Here is a 17872-nt window from a genome sequence, read left to right on the forward strand (position 1 = left end):
TTTAATATAATTCTTTATAATTACTACTATTGAATAAATAGATTTTTTTCAGATTAAAATCAGGAACAATAGAATCATTTGATAATATTTGAAATTTTTTTCTGAAATTATCAATATTAATAATATCTTCTAAAAATTTTATATTACCATTACTATAAATTTTATTAATTAGCAATTTTTCTTTTTTTGAATCTTTTATTTTTAGTATCATTGATATATTATTATGTATTGATTCAAATCTATAATACCCTTTTGTTTTATCTTTTAATATATTTAATAAATTATTCAAAAAATTATTAGTTTTTATTAGAATAACATTTAGCTTACTCAATTCACTAATAAGATATTCTATATCATTAATAATAAATTCTATAGCTTCATTATACAACTCCAAACTTTCAAATATATACATCTCGTGTAAATATTTTACTAAATCTTCTATATTTTTTTGAATACCTACAACAACATTATTTCTTGTTTTATTAATAACTACATTTAATTCTATAACAACATCTCTATAATAGAGTATAGACTTACACAATCTTTTTACTTGTACTCCTAGTATATTTTTATCTTCATACACAAATGTATCATTATTTAAATAATCATTCATTAAAATGCTCGTTAAATTATTATAATTAGTAATTATATAGTCACTATTTAAAGATTTATTAAGTGCCTTCTCATAATAGTAATTAACCTCCTTATTAAAATACTTCTTTAATTCAGTTAATCTATAAAACTCTGATAAATCCAAAGTTAACTCATTAAAATTACCAGTTTTTGTTTCTTGAATCCAAACAATTAATTTTATAAGTAAAGAGTATGAGCTATTATTTTCGAATAATGCTAGTTTCTTTTTAAATATATTAAAAAAATTAAAAGGGATATAGTTTTCTTGACTATGCAGAATAGCTACTGTTTTATCTGTACTTCGTAAATTATTACACTTTATAAATTGATCTTCATCTATTGAGGATAAAAATATCTGTCTACTAGCTTTAGATACTCTATCATTTGATTCTATTTTTCTAAAATATAAATTATTACGTAATAACAAATTAGATGTCTTTATTTGTATTCTATTCAATCTGTAATACTCACTAAACATAGTAATTGTTTTATTATATTTTTTTAACAAAGATTTTATTTTTATAAAATTCTTCTCTTGTATTGAGTTAATCTTATATACAATTTTTTGTAGCAGTTGTACGGTCAAATCTACATCAACCGCTGCATTATGATAGTTACCTAAAGCTATTAATTCCAAACTTTCTGCAATATCCCCTAATTTATAACTTGATAGTGTTGGAAAATATAGTTTGGTAAGTTCTACAGTATCAAGCATTAAAAAAGGGTTATAGCTGATACCTTCTTTTGCAAAATTTTTTTTCAAAATGCTATAATCTTGTATAACTCCATGACATACAAGTATATTATTCTTTATCATATTATATATTTCGTGAGCTAACTCTCTAAAAGACGGCTTATCTTCTAGTTGTTCATTGGTTATTCCAGTCAAATTAGTTAAAAATGAAGATAACTCCTTATTCGGCTTGAAATAATAATTAACTTTATCTAATATATTCAACTTTTTATCAAGATTAATAATTGCTATTTGTACTATCTCTTTTTTTTCGGTTACTTCTATATCTACTACCGAAAAGAACTTATCCTGCATAATTAACTCCTTTCTTCTAATTTTACAAATTTTATAATATCTTCTCTATTATTATTAAGTTCATTCAGTAAAATTTTATACTCTATCTTGTTTAATAATATTTTTATCCATTTTCCCGGTCTTTTATCTGGATATAAATTTATAATGTCTTGGACATCTATATTAACATCAGAAAAATTTTCTATTGATAATTTTAAATTTTGTAATTTATTTATACTTACATAATTGTAAATATTATTAACAAATTTTACTGAGTCTAAATCATTATCATATAGTATTTTTTCTATAGCTTCTCCATCAATAAATTGACTTTTTATATTAATATATTTCTTGATTGCTGTGATATCTTTATTAGATAATTTCAACTGTTTTAACCCTCTTGGAGATATATTGTTAATATCTAGTAAATAAAACATCGCTTGTGAAAAAGATAAGCTAGAACAATCTTTATAATTAACTATTTCATTTAATATAGGAATATAATTATTTAGACCACTTTCAAGCATTTTATTAAATGCATAAACATTATTTTCTCCTACCAATAGTTTTTTAAATTCAGATATAATACGCTCCATAGAAATATATTTTATTAATTTCGCATTATTTTTAACAGCTTCAAAAGTTTTTTCATCAATAGTAAAGTTTAATTTTGAAGAAAACCTAAAAACTCTAAGCATTCGTAAAGCATCTTCATAAAATCTTTCACTAGGATCATTTACTGTTCTTATTTTTTTTTCTCTTATATCTTGTAGTCCATTGTGAAAATCAAATATATTTCCATCTTTATCAAGTGTCATAGCATTTATTGTAAAATCACGACGCTCTAAATCATCTTCTAATGTAGTTATAAATTGAACTTTGCTAGGTGCACGATGATTTACATAGTCACTCTCACTTCTAAAAGTTGTTATTTCATAAAAATTTTTTTTATACTTTACAGTTACTGTACCATGTTTTATTCCTGTATCAATAGTTATAGGAAAAATAGCTTTTATCTGGTCTGGTTTTGCTGATGTAGTTATGTCTATATCAGCAAAATCTCTATTCATAAGAAAGTCTCTAACACAACCTCCTACAAAATAAGATTTATAACCCCTGCTCTCCAAAAGTTCTAGTATTTCTCTAGCTTCCCTAAATTGCTCCAAAAATTTCTTATTTGAATACTCTATCATAAATTTCCTCTAAGCTAGATATATGATACTGGTAGTTAAAGCAATCTTCTATCTCTTCTAATGTTAAGTAATTCATTATATAATCATCTGAAGACAATAAATCTTTGAAAAATACTTTGTTCTCCCATGCATACATAGCCTTAGGTTGAACTTTGTCATAAGCTTGTTCTCTAGACATACCTTTTTCTATTAATTTTAATAATATTCTTTGTGAAAAAATAACTCCATACGTTTTATCAATATTTTCTTTCATATTTTCTTCAAAAACAGTTAAGTTAGCTATAGTATTAGTAAATCTTGTCAACTGATAGTCCATTAAATTTGTTGCGTCTGCTGATATAATTCTTTCAGCTGAGGAATGTGAAATATCACGCTCATGCCATAACGCTATATTTTCATAGGAAGTTACCATATAGCCTCTTAAAACTCTAGACAACCCTGAAATATTTTCTGAAGAAATTGGATTTCTTTTGTGTGGCATAGCACTAGAACCTTTTTGACCTTTTCTGAAAAACTCCTCAACTTCTCTAATTTCTGTTCTTTGTAAGTGACGAATTTCTACAGCAAATTTTTCTATACTACTAGCTATTAAAGCTAAAGTTGCGTAATATTGAGCATGACGATCTCTCTGTAATACTTGAGTAGAAATTTTGCTTGAATTTATACATAATTGCTTACATACGTAATCTTGTATATATGTTGGAATATTAGCAAAAGTTCCTACTGCTCCAGAAATTTTTCCGGATTCTACCATTGAAGCAGCTTGGTTGAACCTTTCTAAATTGCGCTGCATCTCTTCATACCATAATGTCATTTTTAAACCGAATGTAGTTATTTCAGCATGTACTCCATGTGTTCTTCCTATCATAAATGTGTGCTTATATTCAAATGATTTTTCTTTTAATACACCTATTAAATTTTCAATTTTTTGTCTTATAATATCATTAGCTTGCTTATATAGGTAGCCATAAGCTGTATCTACTACATCAGTTGAGGTTAAGCCGTAATGTACCCATTTTTTTTCTTCTCCCAAACTCTCACTAACTGCACGAGTAAAAGCAATTACATCGTGGCGTGTCTCTTCTTCTATTTCATAAATTCTGTTTAAATCGAATGAAGCATTTTTTCTTAATTTAACAACATCTTCTTCTGGTATTTCCCCTAATTTACTCCAACCCTCACAAGCAAGAATTTCTACTTCCAACCATGCTTTAAATTTATTCTCTTCAGACCATATTTTTTTCATTTCTTTTGTAGAATACCTGTCTAACATTTTATTATCTCTCCTATTTATTTCTTAAATACTAATGAATACCAATCATTTTCTGATGTTTCTTCTACTAGATTAAAACCTACAGCAATAGCTTTATTCATTAATTCATCTTTTTTATCTTTAATTATACCTGAAACTATATAATATCCATCATCATTTAATAACTTATAAGCATCAGTTAACATAAGTTCAATAATATGTGCTAATATGTTAGCGACTATTATATCATATTTTTCGTTTTCACTTTCTAGTAAGCTAGCTTGCTCTACTATTACTCTATCTTCTATATTATTCAGCTTAAAATTTTCTTTAGATACATCTACTGCTAACTGATCCAAATCAACTGCTTTTAATCTTCCTTTTGTTAAATAACTTGCTGCAATAGTTAAAATACCACTACCACATCCAACATCTATAACGCTAGAATTAGATTTTACATATTTTTCTAGATTTTTTATACAAAGTGAGGTAGTTTCATGACCTCCTGTTCCAAACGCCATTCCTGGATCTATATTTATTATATATTTATTATCATTATTATCATAATTTTTCCATGAAGGTACTATTGCAAAATTATCTCCTATTGTTAGAACATCAAAGTAATCTTTCCATGAATTTTCCCAGTCGCTGTCTTTTATAGTATTAATAACTATTTCGAAAAAATCTCCTATATTCAAATGATTAGATAATTCTAATATTTCTGCTTTCATATTATTAAATATGTTATCATTAAAATTTAATTCATTGATATACCCTTTTATCAAAACACCTTGATCAGGAAAATCATCTTTCGTAACACTAATAATAGTACCGAAATTATCATCCAAATTTTCATCTAAAATACTAGCATCTTCAATACAAACTCCAGTAGATCCATAATCTAATAGTATTGACTCTACTATTTCACTAGCTTCTTGCGTTGTACGAACCATTATTTCTATCCAGTTTTCCATTAAAATCTCCTATAAAAATTTTTTCCACATATTATTATAACATTTGTCTTTTTTTTTATCCATATTATTAATTTAATGTATACTTATTTATGGAACAAATAATGGAATAATTATATAATATTTTTATAAATTAAGATTTAAAGGTGATTAATTTGGAAAAAAAACATTATGATTTTAAATTAGAAAGTAAATATGATCCTAGCGGGGATCAAATACAAGCTATAGAAAAATTAACTAACGGTGTTAATAAAGGTGAAAAATTTCAAACATTACTAGGTGCTACAGGAACGGGTAAAACTTTCACTGTTTCTAATATTATTAAAAATGTTAAAAAACCTACGTTAATTTTAGCTCACAATAAAACTTTAGCAGGACAATTGTATAATGAGTTAAAATCATTCTTCCCTAGTAATAGAGTAGAATATTTTGTATCTTACTATGATTACTATCAACCCGAAGCATATGTTCCTTCAACAGATACTTATATAGAAAAGGATTCGTCAGTAAACGATGAAATTGATAAATTAAGACACAGTGCTACGTCTTCTCTTTTCGAGAGAGATGATGTTATTATAGTTGCTAGTGTTAGTTGTATTTATGGATTAGGTTCTCCTACAGAATACCAAGCACTGCAATTAAATTTAAGAGTTGGTATGGAAATATCACGAAATAAAATTTTAGAAAAATTAATTAGTATTCAGTATGTTAGAAACGATATAGACTTTAGCCGTGGAACATTTAGAGTTAGAGGAGATATTATTGAAATTTTCCCAGCTTCTCGTAGTGAAAATTCCATTCGGATAGAAATGTTTGGAGATGAAATAGAACGAATACGTGAAATAGATTCATTAACTGGAAAAGTTTTGTACGAATTAGATTACACCACTATATTTCCTGCAAGCCACTTTATAGCAGGAGATGAAACTACTAAAGAAGCAATAAGAAGAATACGTAAAGAATTAGATAGCAGATTAAAAGAACTAAGTTTAGAAAATAAACTATTAGAAGCCCAACGTCTTGAACAAAGAACTAATTATGATTTAGAAATGATGGAAGAAATGGGATTTTGTTCTGGAATAGAAAACTATTCTCTTCATATGACATTAAGAGATAGAGGTGCTACCCCCTATACTCTGTTAGATTATTTTCCTGATGATTGGCTATTAATCGTAGATGAATCACACGTTACATTACCGCAAGTTAGAGGAATGTATAATGGAGACCAAGCTAGAAAGCAAGTATTAGTAGATTATGGTTTTAGACTTCCTTCTGCGCTAGATAATAGACCATTAAATTTTAATGAATTCGAAAAAAAAATTAATCAAGTAATATTTGTTTCTGCAACACCAGGAGATTACGAATTAGAACATAGCAACGAAATAATTGAACAAATTATTCGTCCTACAGGTCTTCTTGATCCTTTAATAGAAATACGACCTGTTAGTAATCAAGTTCATGATTTAACTGAAGAAGCCGAAAAAATTATTGCTAAAGGTGAAAGAATTTTAGTAACTACTCTAACTAAAAAAATGGCAGAGGCTTTGACAGATTATCTAAAAGAGCATGGGCTAAAAGTAAAATATCTGCATTCAGATATAAAAACTCTAGAAAGAACGGAGATAATCAGAGATTTACGACTAGGTAAATTTGATATTTTAATAGGAATCAACTTATTACGTGAAGGATTAGATATTCCTGAAGTTTCTCTAGTAGCCATTTTTGATGCAGATAAAGAAGGATTTTTACGTGGAGATAAGGCACTATTACAAACTATTGGTAGAGCTGCTAGAAATTCTAATGGTAGAGTTATTATGTATGCAGATAAAATAACTAGAAGTATGGATAAAGCTATAGAAGAGACTAATAGACGTAGAGAAATTCAAATAGCGTATAATAAAAAACATAACATCACTCCTAAAACTATTATTAAAGATATTAGTGAAGCAATTTCCACTAAAAAAGAAGTTTATAACGAAGAAGATAAAATTATTACAAATAATTCTAAAATGTCATCAGAGGAAGTATTGTCATATATAGAGTCTTTAGAAAAAGATATGTTTGAAGCGGCTAGTAAATTTGAATTCGAAAAAGCTGCTCAATTACGTGATTTAATATCAGAAACAAAAAATAAATACAATATAGATTAAAAAAATATTTTTAATAATAAAATATTAATGATATAATTGTTCTATACCTTAATTAATTAAAAAGGAGATCAAAATATGAAAAAAGAAACATTAGCAATAATATATGGTGGAAAAAGTTCTGAACATGAAGTATCACTACTTACTGCCAAATCAATAATAAATGAAATTAATCAAGAAAAATATAATATATTTCCTATATTCATAGATAATGAAGGTAACTGGGCAAGAGGAGAAAAAATAACAAAAAAAATTGAAGATGTAAAAGAATTAATATTTAATAATTTTACTAAAGATATTGTATCTTTACTTTACGTAGATAATAAAAAAATTGATATAGTATTCCCTGTTCTTCACGGACCTAATGGAGAAGATGGAACAATTCAAGGTTTTTTTGAAACTATAGATATTGCCTATATTGGCAATAATGTTATATCTTCTGCTACTGGTATGGATAAAGCAGTAACAAAGAAAATCTTTTCTAGTATTGGGCTACCTCAGCTTCCATATGTAGATTTTATAGCAAATGATTGGAAACATACAAAAGAGGATATATTACAAAATATAGAGCAAAAATTAAACTACCCTATGTTTGTCAAACCGGCTAACTTAGGATCTTCAGTAGGTATTAGTAGATGTGAAAACAAAGATAAATTAATATTAGGAATAGAAGAAGCACTTAAATTCGACAGACGTATAGTCGTTGAAGAAGGCGTTGTCGGAGCAAAAGAAATAGAAGTGTCAACTCTAGGATACAATTCAATTAGTTCAACTGATCCTGGTGAAATTTGCAATATATCTACCTCTGATTTTTATGATTATGATACTAAATATACAGATGGTCAATCTAAGATGGAAATCCCTGCCAATATAGACAAAAATTTATATCCTATATTTAGAGAAATGGCAGAGCGTGCTTTTAAAGCTCTAGATTGTTCTGGACTTGCTCGTGTAGACTTTTTCCTAACTAAAGATGGAAAAATATATATTAATGAAATTAATACTATGCCAGGATTTACTAAATTTTCAATGTTTCCATCGCTATGGAATAATATGGGTATAAGTTATAGCCAAATAATAGAAACATTAATAAAATTAGCAAAAGAACGCTACAATGAAAGAAAATTACTTAAACAATAAAAATAAGTAGGTATAAAATGAATTATTCAATAAAAGAAATAATAGACGTATTAAATAGTACAGATTATAAAATTATAAATAATGACATTGTTACAGGTGTAGCTATAGACAGTAGATTAGTAAAACAAGGTGATTTGTTTATTCCTTTTGTAGGAGAAAATGTAGATGGTCACGATTATATAGCAACTGCATTCAAAAATGGTGCAGTTGCTACATTATCTTTAAAAAAAGATATCAATATAAATAACAATATTATTTATATTGAAGATAGTTATGATGCCGTGCAATCATTAGCTAAACATTATTTAAAGAAAATAGATTGTAAAACTATAGTAATTACTGGTAGTAATGGAAAAACTACCACAAAAGATATTATCTCTGAAATATTATCTACAACATATAAAATACACAAAACAAAAGGAAACTTAAACAATGAATTAGGTGTGCCGTTGACTATTTTAGGGGCTGATAATAATATTGACTATCTTATTTTAGAAATGGGCGCTGATGGATTTGGACAACTAGAATTTTTATCAAAATTAGTAGAACCAGATGTAGCTGTTATAACTAATATTGGAGAAAGTCATATTGAATTTTTCAAAAATAGATTAGGAATTGCAAAAGGAAAATTCGAAATAACATACGGTTTGAAAAATAACGGTTATTTTGTTTATAATGGTGATGAAGAATTATTACTACCTTTAGTATCTAACGCTACTCATAAAAATTTTTCGTGTGGAGTTACATTAAAAAATGAGGTAATATTAGAGAATTACTATCAAAAAGATGATTATAATTTCTTTAAAGTTAATATTATAGAAGAAGAATTAAAAACAAAATTAAAAGGAAAACATAATCTTTTAAATATTCTATATGCAATTACCATTGCTAAACAAGAAAACATCAATGATAAAGATATTGCTATAGCTTTGGAAAACTTAGAAAAAATAACAGCAATGCGTTTAGAAAGTATACCTTATAATAAAAATAGTCTAATAATAAATGATGCATACAATGCCAGTCCTACTTCTATGAAAGCAGCAATTGATGTAATTGATGAGTTAGGTAATTTCAAATATAAAACTATTATTCTTGGAGATATGTTTGAACTCGGGAAGGATGAACAAATATTTCACTCTTCTATAGGTGAGTATATAAGTGAACATTCTCATAATATTAATAAAGTTATAACAGTTGGCTCATTGTCTAAAAACATTAACAATTCAATCAATAACAAAAATATACAAACTATTCACTTTAATAGTAACGATGAAGTAGCTAATTATTTATTAAATAATAAAATTAATAATGAAGCTTTACTATTTAAAGCTAGTAGAGGTATGAAGTTAGAAAATATAATTGATAAAATTAAAAAATCCTAGATCTCATCCTAGGATTTTTTGTATGATTATAGGCTATTTTCTAATTCAACAAATGCTTGTTGAATATTTTCTTTGTTTTTAGCACCTGCCTGTGCCATATCTGGACGTCCTCCGCCCTTACCATCACAAATATTAGCTAAAATATTTACTAATTTTCCTGCTTGATATTTATCAGTAATTGATTTATCTACAGCTACAACAAAATTCACCTTATCATCATTAATCGAAGCAAAAGCTATAATATAATTTTCTAATTTATCTTTTGCATTATCAACTATTTGTTTTAGATGATTCATATTTTCTGATTCTACAACACTTGTTAATAATTTAACTCCATTTACTTCTTTTGCTGATGATAATAAATTATTTATTTCTGCATTAGCTATTTTTTGTTGTAATATTTCTTTCTCTTTATTTAATTTTTTAATATCATTTTGTAAATTAGTAATTTTTTCTACAACATTACTATCATTTGCTTTAATTAATTTGTATACGTTATTAAATACAGCATCTTTTTGTTTTTGATACTCATAAACAGCTTTACCTGTAATAGCCTCGATTCTACGAACTCCTGCAGCGACTCCTGATTCAGATATTATTTTGAATATTCCTACTTCTGATGAATTTTTACTATGAGTTCCTCCACATAATTCTATAGAATAATCGCCAATAGATACAACACGTACTACCTCTCCATATTTTTCACCAAATAGAGCTTGAGCTCCTAGTTTCTTAGCTTCATCTATAGACATTTCCTCTATTGTTATATCCAATGATTGCCAAATTTTTTCATTTACTTCTTTCTCTACCTGTGATATTTCTTCAGGAGTAAGGTGTGTAAAATGTGTTATATCAAAACGTAATTTTTCGTCTGTAACTAATGATCCAGCTTGCTTAATATGTTCTCCTACTACTTTTCTTAAAGCCTCGTTCAAAATATGAGTTGCAGTATGATTTTTTTCTATGTTTAATCTATAATCTATATCAATTAAAAGTTGGTACTCTTTATCAACAAATAATGTTCCTTTTTCTATTTGTACAAAATGGATATGACGCTTATCTGGTAATTTTTTTACATCAATTACTTTAGCAAAAAAGTTATCTCCAACTATATGACCTCTATCTGCAACTTGTCCTCCACTTTCAGCATAAAAAGGAGTTTTTTCAAATATAACTTTTACAGTATTATTATTTTTATATTCATTTAAAATATTATCGTTTTCATCTATAATTGCCACAACTTTAGAAGTAGCTTCAAAGTTGCTATAACCTATGAATTCACTATCTCCTATTATTTTAGAATATAAATCTGACTGTACTTGCATAGAATTATCATCTTGTCTAGAACTTCTTGCACGCTCTTTTTGTTTTTCCATTTCTACATTAAATCCATCAATATCTACAGTAAGTCCATTTTCTAAAGCATACTCTTCTGTTAATTCAACTGGGAAACCAAAAGTGTCATACAATTTAAATGCACTTTCTCCTGGTATAACATTAGTAATACCTTTTACTTCTGCGATAATTTCATTTAGAATTTGCTCACCTTCATTTAATGTTTCATGGAATCTTTCTTCTTCTTTCAAAATAACATCTTTAACAAAATCAACAGACTTAGTTACTTCTGGATAATAATCAATCATTATTTTTGCAACTGTAGGAGTTAACTTATACATAAATGCTTCATTAAGATTTAAATATTTTGCATAGCGAATTGCTCTACGTATTAATCTACGTAAGATATATCCTCTACCCTCATTAGAAGGCAATGCTCCGTCTGAAATAGCGAATACTACCGTTCTTATATGATCTGCTATAACTTTAAATGCTACATCTTTTTCTAATTCTGTACCATATTTTTCATTTGAAATATCTTCTATTTTTCTAATAATTGGTATAAATAAATCAGTATCAAAATTTGTAGGCACGTCTTGGATTACAGATACGATACGCTCTAATCCCATTCCAGTATCTATATTTTTTGCTGGTAATTCTGTATATGTATCGTCTGGATTATGGTTGTATTGACTGAATACAACATTCCAAACTTCTAAATACCTTTCATTTTCCCCACCAGGATACATTTCACATTTTGGAGAAGTAGTATCAGTATCTTCTCCTCTATCATAAAAAATTTCTGTATTAGGACCTGAAGGACCTTCTCCTATATCCCAAAAATTTCCTTCTATCCTTATAACTCTATCATCAGATAAACCTATATTTTGTGTCCAAATTTTATATGCTTCTGTATCTTCCGGATGAATAGTAACATACATTCTATCTTTATCTAAACCAAGCCATTTTTCTGAAGTTAGAAATTCCCAAGCCCACTCTACTGCTTCTTCTTTAAAGTAATCTCCTATTGAAAAATTTCCTAACATTTCAAAGAAAGTGTGGTGTCTTGCCGTTTTTCCAACGTTTTCTATATCATTAGTACGAATAGATTTTTGTGAGTTCGTTATTCTAGGATTATCTGGTATTTCTCTACCATCAAAAAATCTTTTTAATGCTGCAACTCCTGAATTAATCCATAATAAAGATGGATCATTATTAGGTACTAATGAAGCACCTGGCTCTATTCTATGTCCTTTTTCTACGAAGAAATCCAAAAACATTCTTCTTATTTGTGCTGATGATAATTTTTTCATATAAAATTCCTCCAAATAAATTTTTAGTATTTAAAATTCTTTACAAAAAACGTCCCTTATATTCCAATAAAGAATATAAGGGACGAAATTTATCCTTCGTGGTACCACCCTAATTTTAGATAATTTATATCTACTTATTAGTGTTTATAACGACTTTACTGCCGGAAAAGAATTTATTATAGGTAGCAATTTAATAATGATATTAAGTCTTTCACACCACTAGACTCTCTCTAAAAATATCCTTTTATTAAAAATTCCTATTTCTTTACTATATACGAATATTATAATTATAATTTTATTTATTGTCAACTATTTTTTATTAAGATACATTTCTTTTTCTGCATATTTCTGCCATCTATATAGATTCTCTTCTAATGTTTTAAAACCATATTTAAAATGACAACTCTGCAACTGATCAACATATTTGTCAGAAGATTTTTTTATTAATCTTCTATTAGAAAAATTTAAAGAACCATTAATTTTTCCATCTTTATAAGTTAATACTTTAACTTCTATTATCTCCCCAACCTTAAGATAATAATTTATATCAACTATAAAATTGTTAGCTATTTCTGAAATATGAATAAGTCCTTGTGTTCCATCACGAGTTTCTATAAAAGCTCCGTAATGCTTAATCGCTGTAACTTTTGCCTTTATAATATCTCCTTTTTTATAAAACATAATTTTCCTCATTAAAGTTCTTTAACTTTATTTACAATATTATTTACAGTAAATCCATATTCTTCAATAACTTTTGATGCTGGTGCTGAAGCTCCAAATGTATCTATACCTACAACAATACCATCTAATCCTACATATTTATACCATAATGTAGTATTACCCATTTCTATTGCTATACGTCTACGTATATTTTTTGGTAAAAGTTGTTCTTTATATTCTGAACTTTGTTCTTCAAATAATTCAACACTTGGCATACTAATAACACGAGATTTTGTTCCTAATTTTTCTAACTCTTTTGCTGATTCTATAGCTAAAGAAACTTCTGATCCAGTAGCTATAAGGATTGTATCAAAATCTGTAGCCGTTTCGTAAACAACATATGCTCCTTTAGCAACATTTTCAAAAGATGAAATTTCTAAAACTGGTAAGTTTTGACGAGTCAATACTAATGAAGATGGTTTATTATTAGTATTTTGTGCAATGTACCAAGCTGCTTGTGTTTCTGTAGCATCTGCTGGTCTAAACACATAAGAATTTGGAATAGTTCTCAAAGATGCTAAATGTTCTATAGGCTCATGCGTTGGACCATCTTCTCCAACAGCGATACTATCATGAGTAAACACATATGTTACAGGTAAATTTTGTAAAGCTGACAATCTTAATGCTGCTTTTAAATAATCTGAAAATACAAAGAACGTTCCACCAAACACACGCACTCCCCCGTGTAAAGCTAATCCATTTAAAATAGTAGCCATACCGAACTCACGAACACCAAATTGAACATTTCTCTCTAGTCTATTATTAGTATCTTGTAATCCATCACCCTTAATAAATGTCATATTTGAATGTGATAAATCAGCCGATCCTCCGAAGAATGTAGGTAAAACTTTAGCAACTGAGTTTAAAGCATCTTGTGATGAATTTCTAGTAGCTTGTGTATCTCCGCTAGATTTAAATGTAAAACTATCTTTATTCAACTTTTTAATATCTTCTCTAGTTAAAACTTCATTTAATTCTTTATACAACTCTGGATACTGTACACTATAATCTTCTAACATTTTAGTCCATTGTTCGTATTTATTTAATCCTCTTTTAACTAGATTATTGTTGAAATCATTATAAACCTCTTCTGGTATTTCAAACGGAGCAAAAGTCCAACCTATTTCTTTTCTAAATAATTCAGTTTCTTCTTCTCCGATCGGTGCACCATGAACAGCATTAGTTCCTTGTTTATTGGGTGATCCTGCACCTATTACTGTTTTTATCTCTATTAAAGTCGGTTTGTTAGAATTCTTAGCTTCTGCTATAGCTTTAGTAACTTCTGTTACATTAGAACCATCTTCTACTAAAATAGTATTCCAACCGTATGATTCATAACGTTTTCTAACATTTTCTCCAAATGCATCTTTAGTTTCTCCATCTAAACAAATATCATTTGAATCATAAAGTACTATAAGTTTCTCTAATTTTTGTAAACCAGCAAAACTTGCTGTTTCTGAAGCTACTCCTTCCATAATATCACCATCTCCACATATTACATATGTATAGTGATCAAATAAATTAAATCCATCTTTATTGTATTTAGCAGCTAGATAACGCTCTGCTAACGCCATTCCCACTGCAGTAGATATACCTTGGCCTAAAGGTCCAGTTGTTGCATCTATACCTTTTGTATGCCCGTACTCAGGATGTCCTGGTGTTTTAGAATTCCATTGACGGAAGTTTTTAATTTCTTCCATAGAAACATCTTCATATCCAGCTAAATGTAGTAATGAATATAACAACATTGATCCATGTCCTGCTGATAGTATAAATCTATCTCTATTAACCCAATCCGTTACTTTTGGATTAATATTCATATGATTATTAAATAAAGCATATGCCATAGGTGCTGCCCCCATAACTATACCTGGATGTCCAGATTTAGCTTTATTTATAGCATCTACTCCTAGTACTTTAATTGCATTTACTGATTGTTGTGACATAATTATGTCCTCCTATATTTTATAATTCTATTCTTCCTTGCAATGCTCTAGCTAATGTTACTTCATCAGCATATTCTATATCACTACCAAAAGAAATTCCCTGCGCTATTCTAGTAACTTTTATATCAGTATTTTTCAAAATATTTTTTATAAAACTAGCTGTCCCTTCCCCTTCTGGAGAAGAATTTGTAGCCAAAATAATTTCTTTTATTCTTTTATCATGAGCTCTTTCTAATAAAGATTTCAAGTTAATATCATTTGGCCCTATTCCATTCATAGGCGATATTACTCCATTTAAGACATGATAATGTCCGTTATATTGCTCCATATTTTCCATGGCTATTAAATCTTGATCATTTTCCACTACACAAATTATACTCATATCCCTAGAACTATCTAAGCAAATATCACATACTTGTTTCTCATTTATTCTCCCACATACATTACATTTACAAAGATTTTTTTTAAAATCCATTAAAGCATTAGCAAATTCTGTAACATCTTGATCCTTCATTTTTAAGGTGTGAAAAGCAAGTCTTATTGCTGTTTTTCTACCTATACCAGGTAATTTCATATAACTATTTATTAAATTTAATATCGGAATCGGATATTTCATAGTCTATAATCCTGGAATATTTAAGCCATTTGTAAATTTACCTAGTGTTTCTTCTTTAAGTTTTGTTGATTTTTCAATTGCATCATTTACTGCTGTTAAAACCATATCTTGTAACATATCTACATCTTCTGGATCAACAATTTCTTCTTTTATAATTATATCTAATATCTTTCCATCTCCATTAGCAACAACTTTAACCATATCTCCTGAAACAGTTCCTTCTACTGTTTGGTCTTTCAATCCTTCTTGAGCTTCCATCATATCTTTTTGCATTTTTTGCATTTTACGCATCATTTGTTGCATATTTCCCATTCCACGCATTTGTAATTTTCCTCCTAAGAAATTTATTCATTTTTTATAATATAATTTTATTTAAAATATAGTATATTGTCAACGATTTTCAATTATTTTCTTTTTATTAAATAGTTGATCTGGCAATAATGTAAATGCATTTATAGCTACTCTTATTTAATTTTCTACTATTATTTCAGAAAATAATTCTTCTATTTTCGATAACTTGTTGTTTTTATTTTCATTTTCATTACTAATTTCAATTTTTTCTTTAATTTCTTGATTTTCTTTTTTCAATTGCTCTGTTAAATATTTGTATTGATTACTTTGTAAAATATAAATGTTGTAATCAACTCCTAGTTCTTTTCTTATTAAATTTTCTAAATTTTTCTTATGATTTTTATTAGAATTAACTCTAAAAATATCTTCTTGTTCCTCAAAAACTAATAAACAGCCTATTTTAGAAGAGCAAATAAAACTAGCATTTTTAAATATATTGAACATCTCTACATTGCTTCTCGTAATCTCTCTTAATATTTTTTTATATACATTAGAAGCATAAGTAGTAAATTTATCATTAGAATTTTTTAATAAATTAAGAATATCCACTTTATTTGGAATTATTAGTGGTTGATTGTCTTCTAGTTTATTACTATTTTCGCTATCTTTAATAGAAGGTAATTTTACATTTTTGTATTCTTTTAACTGATTTTCTAAATTATTAATTTTATCTTCTAATAATCTAAATTTTTCATGAATTTTGTTATCTGTATTATTAACTATAATTTCTTCTTCCATACTACATATTTTCATAATACATATTTGCATATAGCTAATATATTCTGATGAAAAACGTACATTATATTCTGTTTCTGATAAATAATCTATAATTTTATAAATATCTTTACTGTCTACATTTTCTATACTATCTTTTATATGCATTACATCAAAATCTCCAAATTGATTATTATTAACATTTTTATAAACTATTATATCTCTAGAAACACTAATTAAATTATTTAATATCAACTTTGTATCTTTACCATTTTCTAAAAATTTATTATAACTAACTAATGCTTCCGTTGCATTTTTATTAAGTAACAGACTATAAAAATCCATAATATCATCATCGCTAATTGATGAAGTTACATCTAACACATCTTGTAAAGTAACTTTATTTAAATTATAATTAGATACTTGGTCTAAAATACCTATAGCATCTCTTAATCCACCTTTAGCAATAGCTGATATTTTTTTCAATGCATCTTGTTCTATATTTATAGACTCTTTATCCGCTATAAAATTTAATCTTTCTACTAACTGTTCATTAGTTAAATTTTTAAATTCGAATTTTTGACATCTTGATAATATGGTAGCTGGTATTTTATGTAATTCTGTAGTAGCCAAAATAAATATAATATGTGTAGGTGGTTCTTCTAAAGTTTTTAACAATGCATTGAATGCAGAAGTTGTTAACATATGAACTTCATCTATAATATATATCTTATATTTACTTTCAGTAGGTGCAAATTTGATTGCTTCTCTTATATCTCTTATTTCATCTACTCCGTTATTACTGGCTGCATCGATTTCTATAATGTCAACGCTATCATTTTTGTAAGTCTTGTTATCATTTACCTCATTAGCGAAAAGTTTTGCGATAGATGTTTTCCCTGTTCCTCTAGGTCCATAAAATAAATAAGCATGCGCAATCTTATTTTGTGTTATTGTATTTTTTAATACTGATACGATATGATTTTGACCTACAACGTCAGTAAAACTTTGTGGTCTATACTTTCTATATAATGCTTTAAACATAAACACCTCCAAATTACTTTATAATTATATCATACATATTTTTTATATTAAAGCAAAGGAAGTAAAAATATTTTTTATACAGACAATA

Annotated in this window: 13 protein-coding genes; 3 read left to right on the forward strand and 10 right to left on the reverse strand. The window is 27.2% G+C overall.

Translation table 11 applies throughout. The features are described from left to right. Position 1: 1 nt before the first annotated feature. From HZY83_RS04670 to prmA, 4 genes are read right to left on the reverse strand one after another with little or no spacing between them, the layout of a single operon-like run. Positions 2-1681 (reverse strand): exonuclease domain-containing protein, encoded by a 1680-nt coding sequence (locus HZY83_RS04670; protein ID WP_179942915.1) that lies wholly within the window; start codon positions 1679-1681, stop codon positions 2-4. 2 nt (positions 1682-1683) lie between these two features. After that, positions 1684-2853 (reverse strand): CCA tRNA nucleotidyltransferase, encoded by a 1170-nt coding sequence (locus HZY83_RS04675; protein WP_179942916.1) that lies wholly within the window; start codon positions 2851-2853, stop codon positions 1684-1686. Beyond that, positions 2834-4126, reverse strand: coding sequence for an adenylosuccinate lyase (gene purB, locus HZY83_RS04680; protein ID WP_179942917.1), 1293 nt, complete (start codon positions 4124-4126; stop codon positions 2834-2836). The genes HZY83_RS04675 and purB overlap by 20 nt, the downstream gene beginning before the upstream one ends. 17 nt (positions 4127-4143) lie before the next feature. Then, on the reverse strand, positions 4144-5079 hold the full coding sequence (gene prmA, locus HZY83_RS04685) for a 50S ribosomal protein L11 methyltransferase (RefSeq protein WP_179942918.1): 936 nt from the start codon (positions 5077-5079) through the stop codon (positions 4144-4146). 152 nt (positions 5080-5231) lie between these two features. On the opposite strand from prmA, the gene uvrB reads away from it, so the two are divergent. The 3 genes from uvrB to HZY83_RS04700 all read left to right on the forward strand — a co-directional run bounded on the left by uvrB (position 5232) and on the right by HZY83_RS04700 (position 9745). Beyond that, positions 5232-7226: an excinuclease ABC subunit UvrB gene (gene uvrB, locus HZY83_RS04690; protein WP_218925340.1), complete on the forward strand. Its 1995-nt coding sequence runs from the start codon at positions 5232-5234 to the stop codon at positions 7224-7226. Positions 7227-7301: 75 nt separating this feature from the next. Continuing rightward, a complete protein-coding gene (locus HZY83_RS04695; protein ID WP_179942919.1) occupies positions 7302-8363 on the forward strand; it encodes a D-alanine--D-alanine ligase in 1062 nt (353 codons plus the stop codon). A gap of 17 nt (positions 8364-8380) precedes the next feature. Continuing rightward, positions 8381-9745, forward strand: coding sequence for a UDP-N-acetylmuramoyl-tripeptide--D-alanyl-D-alanine ligase (locus tag HZY83_RS04700; protein ID WP_179942920.1), 1365 nt, complete (start codon positions 8381-8383; stop codon positions 9743-9745). Between the two features lie 26 nt (positions 9746-9771). Here HZY83_RS04700 and alaS read toward each other — a convergent pair whose 3' ends face one another. The 6 genes from alaS to dnaX all read right to left on the reverse strand — a co-directional run bounded on the left by alaS (position 9772) and on the right by dnaX (position 17784). Continuing rightward, complete coding sequence (gene alaS / locus HZY83_RS04705) at positions 9772-12393, reverse strand: alanine--tRNA ligase (protein ID WP_179942921.1); 2622 nt, start codon at positions 12391-12393, stop codon at positions 9772-9774. A gap of 309 nt (positions 12394-12702) precedes the next feature. Then, positions 12703-13074, reverse strand: a complete 372-nt coding sequence (locus HZY83_RS04710; RefSeq protein WP_179942922.1) for a S1 RNA-binding domain-containing protein — start codon at positions 13072-13074, stop codon at positions 12703-12705. An 11-nt stretch (positions 13075-13085) separates the two neighbouring features. Continuing rightward, a complete protein-coding gene (tkt, locus tag HZY83_RS04715) occupies positions 13086-15059 on the reverse strand; it encodes a transketolase (RefSeq protein WP_179942923.1) in 1974 nt (657 codons plus the stop codon). 19 nt (positions 15060-15078) lie between these two features. Then, on the reverse strand, positions 15079-15675 hold the full coding sequence (gene recR / locus HZY83_RS04720; RefSeq protein WP_179942924.1) for a recombination mediator RecR: 597 nt from the start codon (positions 15673-15675) through the stop codon (positions 15079-15081). 3 nt (positions 15676-15678) lie between these two features. After that, positions 15679-15996, reverse strand: coding sequence for a YbaB/EbfC family nucleoid-associated protein (locus HZY83_RS04725; protein ID WP_179942925.1), 318 nt, complete (start codon positions 15994-15996; stop codon positions 15679-15681). Between the two features lie 147 nt (positions 15997-16143). Next, positions 16144-17784 (reverse strand): DNA polymerase III subunit gamma/tau, encoded by a 1641-nt coding sequence (gene dnaX / locus HZY83_RS04730; RefSeq protein ID WP_179942926.1) that lies wholly within the window; start codon positions 17782-17784, stop codon positions 16144-16146. Positions 17785-17872 lie beyond the last annotated feature (88 nt).

The organism is Gemella sp. GH3, assembly GCF_013415425.1.
GTDB lineage: Bacteria > Bacillota > Bacilli > Staphylococcales > Gemellaceae > Gemelliphila.

Excerpts from the sequence above, each read along its gene's own strand:
- HZY83_RS04670 (WP_179942915.1), bottom strand. The coding sequence starts at position 1,681 with ATGCAGGATAAGTTCTTTTCGGTAGTAGATATAGAAGTAACCGAAAAA.
- HZY83_RS04675 (WP_179942916.1), bottom strand. The coding sequence starts at position 2,853 with ATGATAGAGTATTCAAATAAGAAATTTTTGGAGCAATTTAGGGAAGCT.
- purB (WP_179942917.1), bottom strand. The coding sequence starts at position 4,126 with ATGTTAGACAGGTATTCTACAAAAGAAATGAAAAAAATATGGTCTGAA.
- prmA (WP_179942918.1), bottom strand. The coding sequence starts at position 5,079 with ATGGAAAACTGGATAGAAATAATGGTTCGTACAACGCAAGAAGCTAGT.
- HZY83_RS04695 (WP_179942919.1), top strand. The coding sequence starts at position 7,302 with ATGAAAAAAGAAACATTAGCAATAATATATGGTGGAAAAAGTTCTGAA.
- HZY83_RS04700 (WP_179942920.1), top strand. The coding sequence starts at position 8,381 with ATGAATTATTCAATAAAAGAAATAATAGACGTATTAAATAGTACAGAT.
- alaS (WP_179942921.1), bottom strand. The coding sequence starts at position 12,393 with ATGAAAAAATTATCATCAGCACAAATAAGAAGAATGTTTTTGGATTTC.
- HZY83_RS04710 (WP_179942922.1), bottom strand. The coding sequence starts at position 13,074 with ATGTTTTATAAAAAAGGAGATATTATAAAGGCAAAAGTTACAGCGATT.
- tkt (WP_179942923.1), bottom strand. The coding sequence starts at position 15,059 with ATGTCACAACAATCAGTAAATGCAATTAAAGTACTAGGAGTAGATGCT.
- recR (WP_179942924.1), bottom strand. The coding sequence starts at position 15,675 with ATGAAATATCCGATTCCGATATTAAATTTAATAAATAGTTATATGAAA.
- HZY83_RS04725 (WP_179942925.1), bottom strand. The coding sequence starts at position 15,996 with ATGCGTGGAATGGGAAATATGCAACAAATGATGCGTAAAATGCAAAAA.
- dnaX (WP_179942926.1), bottom strand. The coding sequence starts at position 17,784 with ATGTTTAAAGCATTATATAGAAAGTATAGACCACAAAGTTTTACTGAC.